At 44.2% G+C, this 20,034-nt stretch carries 16 protein-coding genes; 3 read left to right on the top strand and 13 right to left on the bottom strand.

Annotated features, from left to right (window positions below):
- Window positions 1-23: 23 nt before the first annotated feature.
- The 8 genes from FYJ57_RS00715 to FYJ57_RS00680 form a co-directional block, all read right to left on the bottom strand.
- Window positions 24-1,649, bottom strand: a complete 1,626-nt coding sequence (locus tag FYJ57_RS00715) for an ABC transporter substrate-binding protein (RefSeq protein ID WP_154431156.1) — start codon at window positions 1,647-1,649, stop codon at window positions 24-26.
- Window positions 1,650-1,868: 219 nt separating this feature from the next.
- Window positions 1,869-2,537 (bottom strand): glycerophosphodiester phosphodiesterase, encoded by a 669-nt coding sequence (locus FYJ57_RS00710; protein ID WP_205839876.1) that lies wholly within the window; start codon window positions 2,535-2,537, stop codon window positions 1,869-1,871.
- An 11-nt stretch (window positions 2,538-2,548) separates the two neighbouring features.
- The gene (locus tag FYJ57_RS00705) at window positions 2,549-3,394 is read right to left on the bottom strand and encodes an ABC transporter permease (RefSeq protein ID WP_154431154.1); all 846 of its coding nucleotides are present in this window, start codon (window positions 3,392-3,394) and stop codon (window positions 2,549-2,551) included.
- A gap of 22 nt (window positions 3,395-3,416) precedes the next feature.
- Window positions 3,417-4,616, bottom strand: a complete 1,200-nt coding sequence (locus FYJ57_RS00700) for an extracellular solute-binding protein (RefSeq protein ID WP_154431153.1) — start codon at window positions 4,614-4,616, stop codon at window positions 3,417-3,419.
- A gap of 96 nt (window positions 4,617-4,712) precedes the next feature.
- Window positions 4,713-5,687 carry an ABC transporter ATP-binding protein gene (locus FYJ57_RS00695; protein WP_154431152.1) on the bottom strand — a complete coding sequence of 325 codons (975 nt, stop codon included), beginning with the start codon at window positions 5,685-5,687 and terminating at the stop codon, window positions 4,713-4,715.
- A 39-nt stretch (window positions 5,688-5,726) separates the two neighbouring features.
- Window positions 5,727-6,572, bottom strand: coding sequence for an ABC transporter permease (locus tag FYJ57_RS00690; RefSeq protein ID WP_154431151.1), 846 nt, complete (start codon window positions 6,570-6,572; stop codon window positions 5,727-5,729).
- A 295-nt stretch (window positions 6,573-6,867) separates the two neighbouring features.
- Window positions 6,868-8,775 (bottom strand): 1,4-alpha-glucan branching protein GlgB, encoded by a 1,908-nt coding sequence (glgB, locus tag FYJ57_RS00685; RefSeq protein WP_154431150.1) that lies wholly within the window; start codon window positions 8,773-8,775, stop codon window positions 6,868-6,870.
- A gap of 85 nt (window positions 8,776-8,860) precedes the next feature.
- Window positions 8,861-9,442, bottom strand: coding sequence for a TetR/AcrR family transcriptional regulator (locus FYJ57_RS00680; protein WP_154431149.1), 582 nt, complete (start codon window positions 9,440-9,442; stop codon window positions 8,861-8,863).
- A gap of 242 nt (window positions 9,443-9,684) precedes the next feature.
- Between FYJ57_RS00680 and FYJ57_RS00675 the strand changes: the two genes are divergently transcribed.
- The gene (locus FYJ57_RS00675; RefSeq protein WP_154431148.1) at window positions 9,685-10,575 is read left to right on the top strand and encodes a zinc ribbon domain-containing protein; all 891 of its coding nucleotides are present in this window, start codon (window positions 9,685-9,687) and stop codon (window positions 10,573-10,575) included.
- 48 nt (window positions 10,576-10,623) lie between these two features.
- Here the strand turns inward: FYJ57_RS00675 and FYJ57_RS00670 are convergent, their stop codons facing one another.
- The 5 genes from FYJ57_RS00670 to FYJ57_RS00650 all read right to left on the bottom strand — a co-directional run bounded on the left by FYJ57_RS00670 (window position 10,624) and on the right by FYJ57_RS00650 (window position 16,249).
- Window positions 10,624-11,853, bottom strand: coding sequence for an ABC transporter substrate-binding protein (locus FYJ57_RS00670; RefSeq protein WP_154431147.1), 1,230 nt, complete (start codon window positions 11,851-11,853; stop codon window positions 10,624-10,626).
- Window positions 11,854-11,862: 9 nt separating this feature from the next.
- Window positions 11,863-12,975, bottom strand: a complete 1,113-nt coding sequence (locus tag FYJ57_RS00665) for a glycoside hydrolase family 172 protein (RefSeq protein WP_154431146.1) — start codon at window positions 12,973-12,975, stop codon at window positions 11,863-11,865.
- 108 nt (window positions 12,976-13,083) lie between these two features.
- On the bottom strand, window positions 13,084-13,938 hold the full coding sequence (locus FYJ57_RS00660; RefSeq protein WP_154431145.1) for a carbohydrate ABC transporter permease: 855 nt from the start codon (window positions 13,936-13,938) through the stop codon (window positions 13,084-13,086).
- 11 nt (window positions 13,939-13,949) lie between these two features.
- Window positions 13,950-14,807 carry a carbohydrate ABC transporter permease gene (locus FYJ57_RS00655; protein ID WP_154431184.1) on the bottom strand — a complete coding sequence of 286 codons (858 nt, stop codon included), beginning with the start codon at window positions 14,805-14,807 and terminating at the stop codon, window positions 13,950-13,952.
- Between the two features lie 176 nt (window positions 14,808-14,983).
- Complete coding sequence (locus tag FYJ57_RS00650) at window positions 14,984-16,249, bottom strand: ABC transporter substrate-binding protein (RefSeq protein ID WP_154431144.1); 1,266 nt, start codon at window positions 16,247-16,249, stop codon at window positions 14,984-14,986.
- 281 nt (window positions 16,250-16,530) lie between these two features.
- Here FYJ57_RS00650 and FYJ57_RS00645 point away from each other — a divergent pair, with 281 nt between their 5' ends.
- Both FYJ57_RS00645 and FYJ57_RS00640 read left to right on the top strand, forming a co-directional pair.
- A complete protein-coding gene (locus FYJ57_RS00645; protein WP_235904300.1) occupies window positions 16,531-18,360 on the top strand; it encodes a sensor histidine kinase in 1,830 nt (609 codons plus the stop codon).
- The gene (locus tag FYJ57_RS00640; protein WP_331466609.1) at window positions 18,332-19,939 is read left to right on the top strand and encodes a response regulator transcription factor; all 1,608 of its coding nucleotides are present in this window, start codon (window positions 18,332-18,334) and stop codon (window positions 19,937-19,939) included. The genes FYJ57_RS00645 and FYJ57_RS00640 overlap by 29 nt, the downstream gene beginning before the upstream one ends.
- The last annotated feature ends 95 nt before the right edge of the window (window positions 19,940-20,034 follow it).

Raw genomic sequence — 20,034 nt, 5'->3', positions numbered from 1 at the left:
AGTGTCTAATCTTTGATGATTACTTATTCAGAAATTTTCAGACTGGAAGTATCCTCGAAGGTATATACCGGAACAAGTCCTGCATCTTCCACACCCTGGATTCTGTTGTTTACAACCAAGATCTTGTTGTTGGAAATGATCGGATAGAAAGCACCTGTATCCTGGACAGCTGCCTGCAGTTTTGCATAGGTTTCCTTTCTTGCAGACTCATCCAATTCAGAACGACCTTCCTCAAACAGCTGATCGATGGTATCGTATCCACTGTAGTGCATGTAGTTGTAAGCACCATCATTTTCAAACAGGCTGGAGAAGGTATCCGGGTCAATACCCATGATATAACCGCCCAGATACATATCGTACTCGTTATCCGGATCCTTCATTGCGTTTGCAATGGCTGTTCCGTCTCCGCCGGCAAGTTCTACCGTCACACCAACTTCCTGCAGCTGTTCCTGAATCAGCAGTGCCTGTGCGGATTGTACGGTATCACTGGAGATGTAACCCAGTTTCAGTTTCAGACCACTCACACCGGCTTCCTCTAACATACTCTTTGCTTTGTCTATATCCTGCTCGTATTTTTCCACACCGTCTTCTGTGTAGAACTGGCTGTTGGTTGGCAGGAAGGTATACGGAATGCTGTAGTATTCGTCAGATTCGAAGGCTGCATCATCCATTGCTTTTCTGTCCATGGCAAACAGCAGGGCTTTACGAACGTTTTCGTCTGTTACACGGTTGCAGTTGATCTGCAGGTAACCGACACGACCCTCTGTGTAAGAATAAGCAGTCAGGTTGCTTGCATCCAGATCCAGTTTTTTCACCTGCTGTGGTGTCATCTGATAAGCATCCACTTCACCGTTCTGCAGAGCCAGGATCGCGGTATCTGCATTTTCGATGATCTGGAATACTATATTTTTAACAGACGGTTCACCTTTGTAGTAGTTTTCGTTTGCTTCAAACTTCAGATATGAGCCTGACTGATACTCTACCAGTTTGTAAGGACCGGTTCCTACGGAGTTCATGTTGTAATCGTTATGCTCAAAATCTGTGACATCTTTGTAGATGTGCTCCGGCATGATGAAAATCTGACTTAACATCTCGATAGCCGTAGGTGTTACGAACGGGAATGTGAAAGATACGGTGTAGTCATCCACTTTTTCCACTTTTACCGTTCCCTGATCGTAAACCAGCTGAGAATAAGCCCAGCCAAGGTTATCCTCCTGTTCCATGGCTTCGTATGTGAATACCACGTCATCTGCGGTAAATGGTTCACCGTCAGACCATTTCACATCATCTCTCAGTTTAAATGTATAGGTCAGATTGTCATCGGATACGCTATAATCTGTAGCCAGGAACCAGTTAATTCCATCGGCATTATTCATATACAGTGGGGAGTAGATCATCTTTACAGTAGATAATCCCCAACGGTCAGATGTTGTAATAACATTGACAGTCTCTGTAGGGTCCCCGGAGATGGCATAGGTAAATGTGCTGTCACCAGAAGTCTCTGTGGTAACTGTACTGCTGTCGGCAGTGGTTGTGCCTGCTGTGCTGTCATCTTCTGCAACCGGATCTTTTCCGCCACAGGCTGTCAGACTTGCTGCAAGCATCGCTGTCAGAGTAAGTACAGATACAAGTTTTTTGAATCTTTTCATTTTACTCTTTCTCCTCCTTATTTGGCCTGATTTTTTAACAATCATACTGTATCATGTTAGCTTTGTCAATTCATTTTCGCCATAAACATAGTTTTTTGGTATGTTCCTGATCCGTTCACTGATAATATCCCGCGAGGTGTTTTTGTATTGTTCTCACAAATCGAAAAAAGCCCGGAAATAACCGGTGATTTTTCCGGTTTCCGGACTTTTCTCAGGTCATCAGCTTCTTTTTTCACAGCTTCTGACTTCACATGCCATCTTCACATTTCTTGTTGTTATATTTTTTACGCCCTGTCCCAGAAGCTCCCGGAACCGTTCCTCATCATTGACGGTCCAGACGGACAGATCAATATCATTTTCACCGGTCACACGGATAAATTCTTCTGTGGCAATCTTTTCATTTACATTCACGGTATGTATTCCGTATTTTCTGCAGGCTCTGCTGATTTTGTATGCCGCCTGTTCAAAAAGAAGATCCTCTTTTTGTTCCTTATAAATATCCGGAAGATATTCCTCGATGTTCCAGAACACTTCCACATCTCTCCAGATACAGGATTCTGTCACCGGAACCGGGCGGACACTTCCGGAATAAAGGATCTGCTCTGTCTTCAGTCCGGATATCAGGGCCAGCTGACGAACCGCCACTTCCAGCCCACACTCTTTCAAATCGCAGTTGATCCGCATCCCCGGATATTTTCCCATCATACGGAATACATCGGCAAGACGTACCGCATCTTCATCTGTCTTATCGTGGGACAGAATCAGAATTCCGTTTTCTCCCATCCGCACATCTACTTCCAGTGCATCGGCTCCTGTCTGCATCGCATACGCTACGAATTCCAGACTGTTTTCTTTCGTTCCGTCCGCTCCGGAATGGGCGGTTATCATAGTCTCTCCCATTATTTTTCCCAGTCCTTTTCTTTCAGATTTGTGTAGATATAAACTGCTGCAGACACTGAACAGATCAGGAACATGATCACAGAAAGTGCTGCGGAACGATTGTAGGACAGATATTTGTTAAACTGATCGTACAGAGCGATACCGAGCATCTTCGGTGAGTTGCCGCCCATCAGGTACGGAGTGGTAAAGGAACCCACATTGGACATAAATACAAACGTGGATGCCACCACCACATCTTTCATGGACAGTGGCAGGATCATGCTGGTGAAGGTTTTCCATCTTCCCGCACCGCTGTCTCTCGATGCCTCAATGATCGAATCCGGGATCGCTCCCAGCCCTGCGGCGATCATCATGGTTGCAAACGGGATGTTAAACCACATATTCATCACGATGATACCACTTGCATGATACATCAGCCCCAGCTTGATGTCCAGTCCGAACAGCAGACCGATCCGGTTGATCAGTCCCGAATCACGGATGATCGTGATCATCGCATACACGGCACACATGGTCGGTACAAATCGCGGAAGCAGGTACAGCATGCCGATGGCTCTCGAGATCCCGGATTTGACAAACCGCAGATACAGTGCCAGAAGATATGCCAGCACAATGGCGATCACAACCGTCACGATGACGACAAACAGGGTGTACAGCAGGTTGTTTCTCTGTGCGGTTTCGGTAAAAAAGTAGGTATAGTTTGCTGTGGTAAATGCGCCGGTATCCTCATCCTGAAAACTCTGGATCACTGCGGATACGATCGGATAAGCGACCGTCAGCATTACCACCAGGAATGCCGGCAGCACCATTCCGTACGCTGCCAGCAGTCCTTTTGTCTTATTCTTCATATTTGCTCCTTTGGATCTGACTCTAGTTCAGAGTTCCGATCTCGTTATCCCATTTTTCGTTGAAGTCTGTAGACAGATCTCCGATAGACATGATACGGAAGTTGCTGACATCCAGGCTTTCCACATCTTCATAACCGGTCATATCCAGCTGTGCGGTATCGATCAGCGGAATTGCTGCCATCTGTTTTACCAGAATCTCCTGTGCAGCTGTGGTAAGGATGTAGTTCATGAATGCGTAAGCGCCTTCTTCGTTGGAACCGAAGGTCGGGATTGCCAGAGACTGGAGAGAACCGGTCAGAGACGGATCGATCTGTGTGATCTTAATGGTGTCTTTTAAGGTTCCTTCCGCTCTCTGGGACAGTACCATATCTGCCCAGTTCGGACACATATCGATCTCACCCTGGTTCAGCAGGTCCAGCGTACCCTGATTCTTGCTCGGATAAACCACAGAACCGCCGGACTGATACATATATGGATGAATGGATTTCAGAAAATCAAATCCTTCGGTCCACTGGTCTTCCCAGGACGGATCATCTGAAGTAATGGCCTCTTCCGGCATATAGTTGTATACAGATGTCCGTACGAAAGAATCTCCGGCGCCACCGGTTCCCGGTGCATTGTAGGCGAATCTTCCCGGGTTATCCTTCATCCACTGTACCAGCTCATCCATAGTCTTCGGCGGTGTCGGTACTTTTTCGGAATCGTAAGCCAGAATAACGGTAGTTCCACGATAAGGCTGTACATAATCCGTTGCCAGAGCGCTTTTTGCTTCTACATTTTCAGAATTCGGGATTTTGTTCTTATCCAGTTTTACAAAAGCTTCCTCTCCGATCTGGGAAATCACTTTGGACAGATCATCACCACCCAGATCTACCAGATCATAATCTGTATCCGTCTGTTTTGCTTTGTAAGCGGCTGCCAGCATATCTGTCATGGACTGTGTTCCGGTACCACTCAGCATAAACTGCAGTTCTGCCTGATATTTGTCTGCATATTCGGAATTATTATTAAAATCATCGATCAGTGTCTCAAAAACCTGACGTACATTATCAGAACCACTGGCCCAGATCGTCAGTGTTGATTTTCCATCTGTACTTTCCTGTGTCTGTGCACTGTCTGTACCTGCACTGTCAGAACCTCCCTGTGCACCTGTTCCACATCCTGCCATAGATACCAGCATCATTCCGGCAAGCATCGCTGCCATTACTTTTTTCATTTTCATTTTTTCATTTCTCCTCATTTGCTTTTGTTATAGATTCTTCTATATGATGATGTCAGAAGCAGACATTAGCTGCCCCCGGCTTATTGTCTCACTGTCTTACGCAGCCCGGGAAAATACCGTGTGTTTTCCGATCGTGAGATTTACCAGATCTCCCTCGCGAAGCTGATCACTCAGTTCCCGGTCGACATAACATTTGATGATCTCATTTCCACGCTGTACTGTCAGAACCACATAATGACCGAGCATCATGATCGTGCGGACAACTGCTTCCATCGGACCGTGTCCCTTGTTGACTACGATATCCTCCGGACGGACTGCAATCGTGCTGCCGCCATTCCGGATAAAGTTCATCTCCCCGATGAAGGATGCCACATGAAGGGTTGCCGGGCTGTCGTAGATTTCTCCCGGTGTTCCTACCTGATCAAATTTTCCTTTGTTCATAACCACGATCCGGTGGGACAGTGCCATCGCCTCCTCCTGGTCATGGGTTACGAAAATAACCGTGATACCGAGGTCGCTCTGGATCTTTTTCAGCTCCTCACGCATCTGCTGGCGGATCTTCGCATCCAGCGCGGAAAATGGCTCGTCCAACAGTAACAGAGATGGTTTTAACAACAGGGAGCGGGCAATCGCGATTCGTTGCTGCTGACCACCGGAGAGCTGTCCCGGATATTTTTTCTCAAAACCGCTCATGGAAACCAGTTCCAGCATCTTTTTAATCTCTGCATCTATCTCCTTTTTCGGAACCTTCCGCAGTTTTAAGCCGAATGCCAGATTTTCATAGATGGTCATATGCGGCCAGAGATTATAACTCTGAAACACCATAGCGGTCGGTCTTTTTTCCGGTGGCAGATTCACAATGGACTGTCCGTCCACCAGAATATCCCCGTCAGTCACATCCATGAACCCACCGATGGTTCTTAAGATCGTGGATTTTCCACATCCGGAAGGTCCGAGGAAGGTTACGATTTCTCCTTCGTACACTTTCAGATTAATGTGTTCCACACCGTCTCCGTTATCGTATTTTTTTGCCATATCTTTTAATTCCAGTTTTACTTTTCGTTCTTCCATACTAACTTCTTTCTATCCTCCTGGATATTCTTTCACTTTTTATTTCATCTTGAAACCACCGGCAATTGCTTCCGGTCCGATATATTTTCTCATCACAAAGATCAGCAGTGCCGACGGAATGATCAGCAGAATGGCAAATACCGCACCGATCTGGATCGCGGAGCTGTCAAGCACGATTCCGTACATGGCTACCGGCATGGTCTGGATTCTCGCAAGACCTACCAGCATCGTTCCCTGTGCCTCTTCCATGGAACCAAGGAAGGTGTACAGGGTAGCAACTGCGATTCCCGGCATCGCCATCGGCAGTGTCACCTTGAAGAAGGTACGGACCGGACTTGCACCAGCATCCCTCGCAGCTTCCTCCTGCTGCCGGTGTACGTTGCGGAACGCACTCGAGGGCAGCCATACCATAAACATCATGGAGTTGATCATGTGAATGATAATTACTCCGGCATATGTTCCCATCAGTCCGTATTTGTAAAATAAAACGGCGATGGAAGTGTAGATTCCCAGCTTCGGAAATGCATTGGTCAGCAGGAAGGACAGCATAAATACTTTTCTTCCCGGATACTGAAATCTCGCCAGTGAGTACGCCGCCGGAATACAGAAGATCATCGAGATCACAGTCGTCGCAATCGCGATGATAAAGGACTGGATCATCGAAGACACCAGACTCTTCTGTCCGAACACATACCCCCACCACTTAAAGCCCCACTCCTTTGGAAGTACTGACGGCACATTATATTCATTTGCAAACGCTAACATCAGCATATTCAACAGCGGTTCATAAAAGAATAAGATAAATACGGCCAGCAGGATAAATTCCAGAAACTTCTTCTTTCCAACGGCATGATAAAACCGTCTCGGATTTAACATCTTAAACATCTTTTTCGTTCTCCTTTCCGAAAGACAGAGTATCATGCCCGGGCGGGGTGCTTCTATCGTGGTTTTGTAAAGTTGTGTTAATTTTTTGTAATTCACATACAATTTACAGAACTTTTATTTGGGCATTGCGGACGAACCAAATACGCTCCGCACGCTTTGCTCATTATCACAGCATTCGCTCGCCATGGAACTTGCAGGCAATTATTGATATGCAATGCAAAAAAAGAACCTGCCAGCAGTTCATAATTCTCTGCTGACAGGTTCTGTCATTCTTTTTTATCTTTATTCTTTTTCCTTAATTAAATGCAAACACTGCAACTTCATACGGAGCCAGCGGATATGCCACATGGTATGGCTGTCCGTCACATTCTCCCTTGACCGGTTTGAATACCGGATTGTCCACATGATGCTGTCCGCCGTAAGCCGGGTCTGCACTGCTCAGGATTAATTTACACTGTTTCTTCTGCGGTACACCTACCCAGTAGTCTTTCCGTTCTACCGGAGTAAAGTTGCAGACAAACAGCAGGTTGTTTCTTTTCGTCGGTGACCAGCGGATGAAACTGTAGATGCTTCTGTCTGCATCATCGACATTGATCCACTGAAAACCATCATAGCCATTGGCATCCGCATACAGTGCCGGATATTTTTTATACATCATCTGCAAATCTCTTACATAATCCTGTAACTGCTGATGTCTTGCCTCACGGAGCAGATACCAGTCAAGCTCTCTCGCCTCACTCCACTCCTGAAACTGTCCGAACTCCTGTCCCATAAAAAGCAGCTTCTTACCCGGGTGACCCATCATGAAGGAATATCCGGCTTTCAGATTCTCAAATTTGTCATCGTACTCTCCGGGCATCTTGTTGATCATGGAGCATTTCAGATGGACAACTTCATCATGAGACAGTACCAGAATATACTCCTCGCTGAAGGCATACGTCATGGAGAAGGTCATCTTATTATGGTTGAATTTTCTGAAATACGGATCCAGTTTCATATACTCCAGGAAATCGTGCATCCATCCCATGTTCCACTTAAACGTGAATCCGAGACCGTTCTCTTTTTCCACATCTCCGGTTACTTTCGGCCATGCAGTAGACTCTTCAGCGATCATCATGGTTCCTTTGTTTCTTCCAAGAATCAGAGTATTCAGATGCTTGAAAAATTCAATAGCCTCCAGGTTCTCGTTACCGCCATATTTGTTCGCGATCCACTGTCCGTCTTTCTTTCCATAATCCAGATACAGCATGGACGCCACTGCATCCACACGCAGACCGTCTACATGGAACTCTTCGATCCAGTACAGTGCGTTCGCGATCAGGAAATTCTTGACTTCGTTTTTTCCATAATTAAAGATCTTGGTACCCCAGTCCGGATGCTCTCCCTGACGTGGATCAGAATGCTCGTAGATACAGGTTCCGTCAAACTCTGCCAGTCCGTGAGCATCTTTCGGAAAATGTGCCGGTACCCAGTCGAGGATGACACCGATCTTATTTTTATGTAAATAATTGACCAGATATTTGAATTCTTTCGGAGATCCGAAACGGGCGGTCGGTGCATAGTAACCGGTAACCTGATAACCCCAGGAGCCGTCAAACGGATGCTCCGCGATGCCCATCAGTTCCACATGAGTATAACCCATACGTTTTACATAATCTGCCAGCTCATGTGCCAGTTCCCGATAGCTGTAGAAGCCGTCCGGATCTCCATCGGAAGCCGGATGCTTTTTCCAGGAACCCGGATGTACTTCATAGATGGAAAGAGCAGCTCTTCTCGGATCCGTCTCTTTTCTCTTTTTCAACCATGCGGCATCGCCCCATTTGAAGCCTGTGATATCCGCGATACGTGATGCATTGCCCGGACGCATCTCAGACCAGTTTGCATAAGGATCTGCTTTGTACAGCAGTCTTCCGTCCATGGCACGGATACAGAATTTATACAGATCTCCCACTTTGGCTCCTGCAACAAAAGTCTCCCAGACACCGATCGGTCCTGTCTTTTTCATCGGATGGCGCTCCGGATCCCAGTCATTAAACTCACCGACAACAGAAACATCCTCTGCGTTCGGTGCCCATACTGCAAAATACGTGCCGCTTTTTCCATTCTGTGTTACCGGATGCGCTCCCAGTTTCTTATAAATATCATAATGCGTTGCCTGACCAAACAAATATTGATCCAGTTCCCCAAACTCCATCTTTGCCATATCCCCGTCTCCTTTTTCTTTTATCTTAACTGTCTTTCCAGTTATTTTTCACACTCATACATGCAACTGTTCCATACTTTCGCAGTTATGAATAAATACCGTACAGGAACTGCCGGACGATCTCATACGTTCTCTGATCCGTCATCACCAGTCCGTGTTCTTCATCCTGCTCTCTTCCCAGCATCATCATATGGGAATCCAGAATCCCCATGAAGCTGACCGCGAACTGCTCCTGACGGCCGCCCATATTTCCCAGACGATCTGCAGAATCCTCAAAGATCCGCACCACAAGCTGGTAATACTTCTGGATCAGCGGATACACCGTACGGAATCCTTCCGATTTTTTTCCGGAATAAAACTGACTCATCATAAACAGATAAAACTGCCAGTGGCTTCCCGCAAAATCAAAATATGCTCTCGCCACACGATATAACACCTGCGGGACATCCCCCGGTTCTTCCACTGCTTTTTCCAGCATCTCTTCCAGAATACGACTGTTCTCCTCAAGGATCGTTTCCATCAGTCCCTGCTTGCTTCCAAAATAATAATACAACGTCGGTTTTGTAATTCCGGACTGTTCTGCAATCTCCTGCACCCCAACCGCATCATATCCACGGGCACAAAACAGTTCCAGCGCTTTTTCCATGATCAGCTGCCGATTATCCATCTGTCTCAGCCCCTTTCCTTATATTTATCAGCTGTTGATCCGTAATTTTCCAGGGTAATCCCCTGTCTTTTTATATTATACCAATCGGTATATAAGGTGTCAACGCAATCTTCTCTTTCTGATTCTTGCTTTTTTACCAAAAAAAGTAATTATTTTTCATTAATTTTCACAAAATCTTCAGATATGTTTTCCTGTATTTGTGGTACAATAAAATCTGAAATTCTAACAAGGGGGAGTGAACTATGAAATGTCCATCCTGTGGTGCTGAAGTCACCGGTCGTTTTTGCAGCTACTGCGGTGCACCGCTTCCGGCCGCTTCCAATGACAATACTTCAGTCACAAAAAATACAGATACCGATCGTCTGGTGGATGACTGGCAGTCCTTCGATGATTATGTAAATCGCAACTTATCAAAACCAGTCGCTGATAATGGCAACGGTACCGGTAGTCCTGCTTCCGGTAAAAATGAGACTCCCGCTGCCAGACGTCGGGAAGAGAACAAAAAAAATCCAAACTCCGGTTCCGGCAGATCCAGAAATACTGCCACAAACCAGCATACGATTCATAAAACTACCACGCAGAAAACCAAAACCAAGCGAAAAAAGAAGAAAAAAGGAGGCGGACTCCTATCTGCAGCCACTTCTTTAACCACTGGAAGCGTAAAACTGGGAGGCACCCTGTTTTATCTTGTGATCCAGTGGATCTGCGTAGTCCTGATGGCTTTGTCCACCCTTCGTATGGCACAGAACTTCTGGGCCAACCGGGTGACCCTTGGCTCCATCGCCGGAGTAGTCCATGAAAAGAATTATGCCCAGGGAATCTATCTGATTGGGGCACTGATCTGTGTGGGCTTTGGTTGTATCCAGGCACTGTGGATCGCCAGCAGAAAACGGATGCCGGATCACGGCAAGATCCGCCAGGTAGATATGGGACGGGGGCTGTTCGGTTTCGTTGTTCTGGTTCTTCTGGCATTTGTATCCACTTATGCCTATCCCGTCCTTCCCGCTAGCCCGGCTCCGCTGGAAGGAGCCAAATTGTTCTTCCATATCGTGGATGATCTGGGCAAATCCTTTTTGTTCATGAATGTGATCGGAGCAGTTTTGTGTGTGGTGCGTAAGATGGGGACACGATAACAAAAAAAACAGAGCGAATCGTTGCTTTTCGATTTGCTCTGTTTTTTGCTATCTCTGATTCTTTTGCATTTCTTCCATTTTCTCACAAAATTCATCCTGAGATATTTGATTCATCACATATTGTTGAAATAATATGCCGGTCTTAGAGATATCCTTCATTGGATCGGAAGAAAACGGACGTTCCTTCAATTCAACATGATTCACATAATCCTGCAAAACCTGAAATCCCGGAATATCCAGTTTTTCTTCGCGAATCACATCAAGTCTGGCCGGAAGACATTTCATGCATTCTGCATAGGCAATATTTCCTTCTCTGCTTGCGGCATATTTCAGGAATTTTATTGCCGCTTTCTCATGCTCAGATGCCTTGTTTAACACATACTGCCATGTAGCGATGTTGGTAGCATTCTTTCGAAATCCCGGTAATGGTGCCACCTGGATTTTTTCCATTCTGTAAGCTCCGGCACATTCAAAAGTGTTTATGGCTCCGCTGTACATAAAAATACTGCCGTATTTACCATCCAAAAATTTCTGTTCCATTTGTTCATACCGATCTACCACTTGCGAAACAGGAACTTCTCCTTTTGTTGCCAGATCATGAAGAAAGCTGAGTGCTTCTCTCGTGTTTTTATTCTCCCAGTCGTAATAGTCGCCTCCGAAGAGATTTACAAATTCCGAAAGTTCATTGTACGCATAGGACTGATCCCATGCTCCTCCATATCCGTAGACATCATTGCCCAGGTTTTCTTTCAAAAGAGCAACAAAATCTTCCTGCGTCCGGATCTCCCGATCTCCTGTGACTTCCCGGTTTACCCAGAATACCATAATATCCATAAGGTACGGAACAGAATAAACCTCCCCATCTTTCATCGGTATATTCTGCATATAACTTTCCGGATAACTGAATAACAGTTCTTCCGTCATCACCGTATCGCTCAGTGGTTTCAGATAATCTTTGTATTTAAATTCACTGATCATCTCATCATTGACAGAGAAGATATCGACGGAAGAATCTCCGGCTTCCAGAATCGTGGAGATTTTAGCCTGCCGCACATCTGCATCTGCAGGGCAGGCTATCGTCTCTATCTCAAGATCCAGTTCCTTTTCTGCATTTTCGATAAATTTCCTGAATCTGGGAGATTCTGCATCCACGTGCATGATAGTTAATTTTTCTTTCTGCGAATCTGTATCCTCTGTATGGACTCCATCCTGTTGATCCCCACATCCGGACATCAGCAACAAAAATCCAATAAAAACACCCAATACATACTTCTTCAAGTTCTGCTCCTATCTAGGCCAGCGATCTTCTTTTCCAGGAAGTTCCGGGAAGCTGTTATGTGGTTCTGCCTGATACCAGTATGCCACACTTGCCACGTCATCCTGTCTCTCAAATAATCCTCTGTAACCCACACCGATCTGCTGGATCGTCACTTTCAGATCCTCATCAAAACAGATTGGATCCTGGATATGCCAGCGGTAAAAACCTCTCATCGGCATAACATCGTTATTGTGATAAAAATTGTGAATCAGCTCATCATGGGAAGAATAATATGGATATCCCAGATAAGGTGTGCAATAATTCTGTTCCACGGTCTTACCGTCTACCTGCTTAGCAAAGCTCCAGGAACCACCGAAATAATCTTCTGTTCCTGTTCCGCAGATAGTAGGATATTCTTCATCTCCGTCGATATAGAACTTAACCTCACCTTCACCCCACCAGTAACGCTCCAGTGTTGTCAGTGCCATATAAGTACCTACATAGTGACCTTTTCCTTTGACATTATCAAGGATTACATAATCTTTCTGCAGCTGGGTGATCTTTTCTCTTCTCCACTGTGCATGGAAGTAAGCGATATCCTCCGGCAGTCCCTCATCATACAGGCAATAATCCACCTGGTAGAAGAATGCTGGAATTGAATTGACATGCTGGTTTTCCAGAGTGATTCTTGCTTTTTTTCTGAAAGGCATCTGGAAATAACAGTTCAATCCTCTGCTTGGCACTACTGCGATCGGCATAGAATTTACATTGCATTCTCTACCAAAACCACAGCAGAAAAAGTCTCCCAGCGGACTTTCTACAGACGGTTCCTCTTCATCATCCCAGTACATACGAAGAACCAGATCTCTCAGTACAAAGCAATCTGCGTCTGTGGTTTTTGCATCCACTGTAATCCAGATATGGTTGATTGCACCAGGTCCTTCAATCTCTGCCAGTGTCACTGTCTGACCACTTGCAATATCTCTAAGACACGGGCTTCCCTTTCTGGATGGTCCAAGATCACTGGCTGCCATACCGCCTTTTCCTTTTTCTCCTCTTGGATTTTCCGCATTGATCGCGCGGCTTTTTCTATGTTTCGCTAATGCTAAATTACTTAAAGTCCCACCAAATTCGTTATACATTGTTACATCCTCCTTCTGGTTTGCAAATAATATCAGGTTTAGTACTACTGTTCACTTCATTCACAAGAACTCGTTTCACAGGTTAATGCTCCTATGAACAATTACCAATTATGCTTTTACTCCTCCTGCCATTATACCATCCATAATCTGTTTTTCAAAGACTGCTACGAAAATAATAATCGGTAACAGGATGATCCAACCCATGGCACTTACCAGATCCCACGGAACACCATACATGTTATCTCTAAGTGGCAGCTGTACAATTGCAACAGACAGCACCTGGATATCATTGGAGTAATACAACGGAGTAAAGAAGTTATTCAGACAGGTGATAAAGTTAATGATACAAACTGTAGCAATTGCAGGTTTCATCAGCGGTAAGATCACTTTGAATAATCTCTGAATAAAATTCGCTCCGTCAATGGCTGCTGCTTCTTCCAGGGAAACCGGGATCTCCGATGCAAAGTTCTTTAAGACCAATACAGTAAATGGAACGACTGCGCTGATATAAAGAATGATCAGACCCGGATAAGTGTCATACAGTCCTACTGCTCTCATGAATTCATACAACGGTCTTGCTGTTACAACTTCCGGAATCAACATTGTTGCAACAATGAATGCGAAGGCAATGCTGATCCCCTTTGTTCTGAATCTTGAAAATCCATATGCCGCCATGGCACAAAGAACAGTACTTACCACAATTGTGATACCTACGATCAGAACTGTGTTTCCGATTTTATCAAAAAGCCCTACGTTCTCTATCAGGAATTTGTAGCTTTCCAGTGTCGGGTGATCCGGAATATAGTCGATTGGCATCTTGAACAATTCACCCGGCGGTGTGATCGATGATACGAAAATCCACAGAACCGGAAATAAGATCAAAAAGGAAACGATTGCAAATAACAGCCATCTGCCTACTGCAGTAAGGGCTTTATATACTGTATATTTATTAGTATCCTGCATGTCAATACCTCCTAATCTGCCAGTTTATTCATGAATTTGATGTTGATAAAGCTAAAGACCGCCATTACAAGGAACAACATAACTGCCAGTGTAGATGCATAACCCACATTTAGATTGGTAAATGCTTCTGTGGTAATTCTGTATGCGATCAGGGATGTATCCTCACCAGGACCACCGGAAGTCATAGCATATACCAGGTCGAAAGTTGTCAGTCTCCAAAGTGTAAACGGAATACATAAAGTAATAACATTTTTCAGGATCAACGGTAATGTGATACGGAAGAAGCTCTGCACTCCGTTTGCCCCATCCACCTTTGCAGCTTCGTAGATATCCCCGGAAATAAACTGAAGTCCGGACAATACCAGGATTGCAAAGAACGGAAGGTCTTTCCACAGGTCCATGGCGATAACCGCTGCTCTGGCGGAACTGGTGTTGATCAGCCAGTTATACTGAAAATCTGATACAAAACGTCTTATAAAATCGTTCACCAGACCGTAATCGTTGTTGAATCCCCATTTTGCTGCCATACCGATAACAACGGCCGGCATAGCCCACGGGATCAGTACGATGGTTCTTAAGAATCTTCTGCCCTTAAATTTCATATTCAGGATCAAAGCCAGGATCACACCTAAAACCACATGGAATACCATGGAAACAACCACAAATATCACGGTAAAGGATATGGATGTCTGCACTTTGGGATCTTTAAATACATTAACGTAGTTTGCCAGTCCGACAAATTCGTTGACTCCTGATAAAACCTTTATGTCAAATAAACTATTTTTCAAAGTTACTATAATCGGATATAAAGTAGTAAAACCACGGATAATCACAACCGGAAGAATTAAGATCCATGGAATCCATTTCATCGATTTTTTACTGATTGTCACTCTTTTCTCCTCCTGTCATCTTAAGAAAACGCACCGTAAATTGTGTTTGCTACGGTGCGTTTCCTTTTACCAAGCAGATATTTTCAATCCGCATTCATTGCCTGTTGCCAACTGTTTTGTTATTCACCAGTTATTTCAATCATTGTTCAGCTATATTACTCGCTGTATTTTTCAACCAGACCCTGAGCTTTCTCACAGAACTCATCTACAGAGATCTCATCTTTCATACAGGACTGGAAAATAGTTCCCATATCTGTGATAAATTCCATTGTCTGAGGAAGCATCGGACGTCCGGAAACGTTGCACTCAGAAGCATAGCGGGAATACATTTCTTTTGCAGGATCTGTATCCGGAACAACTTTTTCTGCTACATCTGCTCTTGCTGGATATCTGTCAAATGCTTTGTAGGATGCTTCCATTCCGCCTTCGTCTGCCATGTACTGAAGGAATTTGATGGCTGCTTCTTTGTTCTTGGAAGCGGAATTCAGAACATAACTCCAGGAATCTGTAAAGATTGCTCTCTCTCCTTTACCGCTGAAGTCAGGAACCATAGCCATATGGATCTTGTCCTCTCCCAGCATACCTGCTTTCTCGTAATCAGTTCCAAGTCCCCACATGAAAAAGCTTCCATATTTTCCATCATTGGCCTTCGGGTTCATCTGCTCGTATTTGTCTGCGATCTGATCGATCGGTGTCTGGTTATTATCCACCATATCTTTCAGGAACTGAATGGCTTCTTTGTTTTCAGCCTTTGTCCAGTCAAAATAATCTCCACCGAACATATTTACAAACTGTGCGATCTCATTGAATACATAGGTTTTTTCCCAGGATCCGCCGTATCCATATCTTCCGTCGCCAGAAGCTGCTTCCATATATTTCATGAAGTCTTCTTTTGTATCGATCTCTGTAATTCCGACTTCATCCATGATTTCCTGATTTACCCAGAAAGCCAAGTATCCGGAATATCCCGGAACACCGACAATGTTGCCGTCTTTATCTGTGATCATATCCTCCAGATAACCCTGTGCAAACTGACTACGGACATCTTCTGTCATAACTGTATCGTTCAGACCTTCCAGCCAGCCTGAGTTTTTGAATGCCGCACTCATCTCATCATTGATTTCGATAATATCAACAGAATCATCTCCTGTAGATAAGATTGTCGTAACTTTCTGCTGACGGGTATCGGAATCTGTCGGAGCTGCGATCACATTGATGTTCAGTCCTGTGGCATCCTCTACATTTTTCAGCCAGTCATCAAAATCAGGATCTGTTGTATTGATGCTGTACAAAGTCAGATCATAATCTTCAGATTTTCCTGTACTTTCTTCCCCTTCACTTCCTTTGGAGCTTCCGCATCCTGCCAGCATTCCCACTGCCATAACGCCTGCCAGTAACACGCTCACTAATTTCTTTTTCATTTCATTACCTCCCGTTTGTTTGTGGCCTCACGCCCATTTCTTTGATGAGTTAAGGATATCAAAAAGTCTGTTTTCTCAAAATACAATATTTTTCGATTCGTTTATATTATTTTTATCTTTGTTGAAAGCATTTTTTTTATCTTTTATAATAAGAACAGAAATTGATCATATATAATAGTGTTCTGGCATGAGCATGCCGAAATCCAAACGATTACATGCAAGATTTCATTGACGAAAACGTTTTTGATAGATTTTGCCCGGATACAATACAAGGAGATTTTATGAAACATTCAAAAAAAGGTTCCAGAGGTCCACGATTATACTTTTCCCATTTTCAAAACAGGCTTTTATGTGCGTTTTTGCTGTGCACATTGATTCCTATTTTCATCATAGGTGGAATTTCCTATGCTGTTTCCTATAACATTGCTGAAGATAAGATTCTGAATGCATCTATTTCCGCTGATGCACAGCTGCATACACAATTTGATAACCGCTTGCAGCAAGTGGAAAATATAGCCGATACGCTTCAATATAATATGTACAACCTGATGCAGACAGATGCACCCATGGACACTCTGGCTACACTTTCTGAGATTCGGAGCAATCTGTCCATGTTTAAGACATCCTTTGATCTATCCTATATCAATATATTTCTTCCGGACGAGCATATGGCATCCAGCGAAAACTTATACTTTTTTCCTGTGTCCAAACTTTCTGACTTTCAGATTCCAAAAGAAGCTCTGGAAAATCCGGGAACATCCTCTGTCTGGTTTTATCAGGATCTTCTGTCTGTTCCGTTTCTTATGAATAACAGCTACCGTATGACGAATTCGGTTTCCTGTTGCAGAGTTTTAAAACATCCGGGTACAGACAGCATAAAGTATGCTTATATAATTCATCTGGACGCATCTGAATTTTCCTCCATTTTGCAGGAAAGTTTCCAGAATAATCAGATCACCAGCTATATTCTTACAGACAACGGAAAAATCGTTGCCAGCAACAATCCTTCTTTGCTTTCCGCCTCTCTTGACGAAGAAAAACTGGATTTCTTATATCACAAGGAAGATTCTCTAAAAAAGAGATCTCACACTAATTATCACACTACTACTTTACGAAACGGCTGGCTTCAGGTGACAGAGATACCGGATTCTTATATCATGCAAAACACGCATATACTGATCAAAAGTATTCTCCTGACAATCCTGATCTCTCTTCCGTTGACGATTCTGGTTGTGGTTCTGATCTCGAAGAATCTTACCAGACGAATCGAGACACTATCCAGGGCTATGGAAACACTACAATTAGATGCATCCGACACCAATATGAAGGCACTGGTACCACAGGATCGCGCACCTGAAACCTTCGATGAAATTGATAAACTGGGGGTAACCTTTGAAAAAATGCAACATTCCCTGAATGACAATCTCCAGTCTATCCTGGAACTGTCACTGGCAGAAGAACGGTTAAAATACCAGCTTCTCCAATCCCAGATCAACCCGCATTTTCTTTATAATATTCTGGGATCCATCCAGACCTGTCAGTCCCTTGGAAAGCTGGATATTGCCAATCAGATGCTGACGAATCTTACACGTTTTTACCGCATGACACTCAGAAAGTCGAAAGACCTGATCTCCATCCGGGACGAACTGACCATCGCACAGCTTTATCTGGAAATGGAAAAATTATGCCATAATGATAATCTTACCTGGGAGATCAATATGAAAGACGGCATTGATAATTTCCTGATCTGCAAATTCACCCTGCAGCCATTTCTGGAAAACAGTATTTTGCATGGTCTCTCTCAGAAAACGCCGGAGGTTCATATCTCCATCGATCTTTCCTACGGAGACGATACGGTTATTATTGTGATCACGGATAACGGAATCGGAATGGCAAAAGAACAGCTTTTAGAATTGCAGAAAACATTGGATGAAAAAATTGTTAATTATGAAAAACACTTTGGCATTGGAAATGTAAACAAACGAATCTCCAATCCTTATTTTGGAAATGGTAGGATATCTGTAGAAAGTTATCTGTATGAAGGCACTTCCATTACCATTGAATTTGATCAGATGGAGGAATATGATGAAGAATGTAATGATTGTAGATGACAACTCCCTCACCGCAGAAGGCATCGAAAAAAATATTGACTGGAGTGCTCTGGATGCCACTGTGATCGCCGTAGAATATAACAGTCTTTCCGCTCTGGACATCCTGAAAGGCACCCATGTGGATCTGATCATCTCGGATATTGAGATGCCGGATATGGATGGGATCTCCATGAGTCAGAAAGCTCTGGAGATCCAGCCTTTCATAAAAGTTATTCTTGTAAGTGCCTATGACAAGTTCGAATATGCCAAACGGGCGATCCGCCTTGGTGTATATGACTATATCGAGAAACCCTTGGATTATCATTATCTTACGGAAAAAATCAAAAATGCTTTTACGGATATCGACCGTACACAAAAAAATACGGAGCTGGTAAAAGCAAGCCGGCCTGTTATGACAGAAAAATTCTTTCATGATCTGCTCCATTATCCCGGTGAGGATCCGGCCACTCATCTGAGCCAGTATCTGAAATATCTGGATCTGAGATCAGACTATGACTTTTTTCACGTATTGATCCTGGAAACAGAACCCGATCCTGCCAAGTCCGAACTGGACTTTACCCAATACCAGATCCAGCTTCTGAATATCCTGGATCTGGTAAAAGAAGAAATGAAGATTTTTGACCATGTTTTTTATTTAAAAGAATTCAGCGGGATCGTCTGCATCATCGGCCAGAACACAAAACATCCCCAGCATTTTCTCCAATCCATACACAAAGTAGCCTCCACTATTGTCGAGTTCTGCAAAAACAATGTACTTTCTCTGAACATCGGAATCGGAAGTCTTGCTGACAGCATCTGGAAGCTCCCGGTGTCCTTTGCCAGTGCTTCCCACTCGCTGAAATACCGATTTTTCTTCCCACACAAAAATATTTTCGATGCGAGAGAAGCACTTGGTAAAGAATTCAGTCTTTTGTCCTTTTCCGAAAATACCGACGAAGAACTGATACGTCTTATCTGTTCCAAAGACATGACTGCTATCGAAGAATGGCTTACCTGCTATTTTCAGAATCTGTTAGGACAGGTTCAGGACAAAAATCTGGTTTTCATCCGAATCTACTCCCTTTTGGGACGAATTCTGAAATTCTTATACGAGATGAACCTGGATACCGGAGATCTGGAGAGGGAAATCATCCAGGTCTATACCCGGTTTGATTCCTTCCGCACCTACGAACAATTTGTAAAATGGCTGACGCAGTTATGTGCCTCCGTATGCGAAAAGATGGATTCGTCCTTACAGAACTATCACAATCAGATATATACCATGGCTCTTGGATATATCCGGGAAAACTTTGAAACCAACACCCTGTGCCTGAATGATATCGCACGACATGCCAACATCAGCCCTGCATACCTGAGTTCTCTGTTCAAAAAGGTATCCGGACAAAGCATCAGTGATACCATCACTGCGCTTCGCATCGAAAGTGCCTGTCATTATCTGGAATCCACCAGTCTTTCGTTAAAAGAGATCAGCACAAAGTGTGGTTATACGAATCAATATTATTTCAGCAACAGTTTTAAGAAGAAACTGGGGATGTCCCCTTCTGCTTATCGGGAAGCGAGAGGCACGCAGGGGCAGTGATTTCGTGCAAACACGGACTTTGGCTCCTTGCTCGCCGTAGACTCGCTATCTCTCGTTATCGCGGCACTCGCCAAGGTCTCGTGCAAGCACGGACT

Origin of the sequence: Oliverpabstia intestinalis (assembly GCF_009696065.1) — a bacterium.
GTDB classification, from domain to species: domain Bacteria; phylum Bacillota; class Clostridia; order Lachnospirales; family Lachnospiraceae; genus Oliverpabstia; species Oliverpabstia intestinalis.
Note: the sequence above shows the minus strand (reverse complement) of the source record. Positions and strands in the feature narration are given on the sequence as shown.

Coding starts and splice junctions, on each gene's coding strand:
- FYJ57_RS00715 (WP_154431156.1), bottom strand. CDS start 1,649: ATGAAAAGATTCAAAAAACTTGTATCTGTACTTACTCTGACAGCGATG.
- FYJ57_RS00710 (WP_205839876.1), bottom strand. CDS start 2,537: ATGATAACCGCCCATTCCGGAGCGGACGGAACGAAAGAAAACAGTCTG.
- FYJ57_RS00705 (WP_154431154.1), bottom strand. CDS start 3,394: ATGAAGAATAAGACAAAAGGACTGCTGGCAGCGTACGGAATGGTGCTG.
- FYJ57_RS00700 (WP_154431153.1), bottom strand. CDS start 4,616: ATGAAAATGAAAAAAGTAATGGCAGCGATGCTTGCCGGAATGATGCTG.
- FYJ57_RS00695 (WP_154431152.1), bottom strand. CDS start 5,687: ATGGAAGAACGAAAAGTAAAACTGGAATTAAAAGATATGGCAAAAAAA.
- FYJ57_RS00690 (WP_154431151.1), bottom strand. CDS start 6,572: ATGTTTAAGATGTTAAATCCGAGACGGTTTTATCATGCCGTTGGAAAG.
- glgB (WP_154431150.1), bottom strand. CDS start 8,775: ATGGCAAAGATGGAGTTTGGGGAACTGGATCAATATTTGTTTGGTCAG.
- FYJ57_RS00680 (WP_154431149.1), bottom strand. CDS start 9,442: ATGGATAATCGGCAGCTGATCATGGAAAAAGCGCTGGAACTGTTTTGT.
- FYJ57_RS00675 (WP_154431148.1), top strand. CDS start 9,685: ATGAAATGTCCATCCTGTGGTGCTGAAGTCACCGGTCGTTTTTGCAGC.
- FYJ57_RS00665 (WP_154431146.1), bottom strand. CDS start 12,975: ATGTATAACGAATTTGGTGGGACTTTAAGTAATTTAGCATTAGCGAAA.
- FYJ57_RS00660 (WP_154431145.1), bottom strand. CDS start 13,938: ATGCAGGATACTAATAAATATACAGTATATAAAGCCCTTACTGCAGTA.
- FYJ57_RS00655 (WP_154431184.1), bottom strand. CDS start 14,807: ATGAAATGGATTCCATGGATCTTAATTCTTCCGGTTGTGATTATCCGT.
- FYJ57_RS00650 (WP_154431144.1), bottom strand. CDS start 16,249: ATGAAAAAGAAATTAGTGAGCGTGTTACTGGCAGGCGTTATGGCAGTG.
- FYJ57_RS00645 (WP_235904300.1), top strand. CDS start 16,531: ATGAAACATTCAAAAAAAGGTTCCAGAGGTCCACGATTATACTTTTCC.
- FYJ57_RS00640 (WP_331466609.1), top strand. CDS start 18,332: ATGATGAAGAATGTAATGATTGTAGATGACAACTCCCTCACCGCAGAA.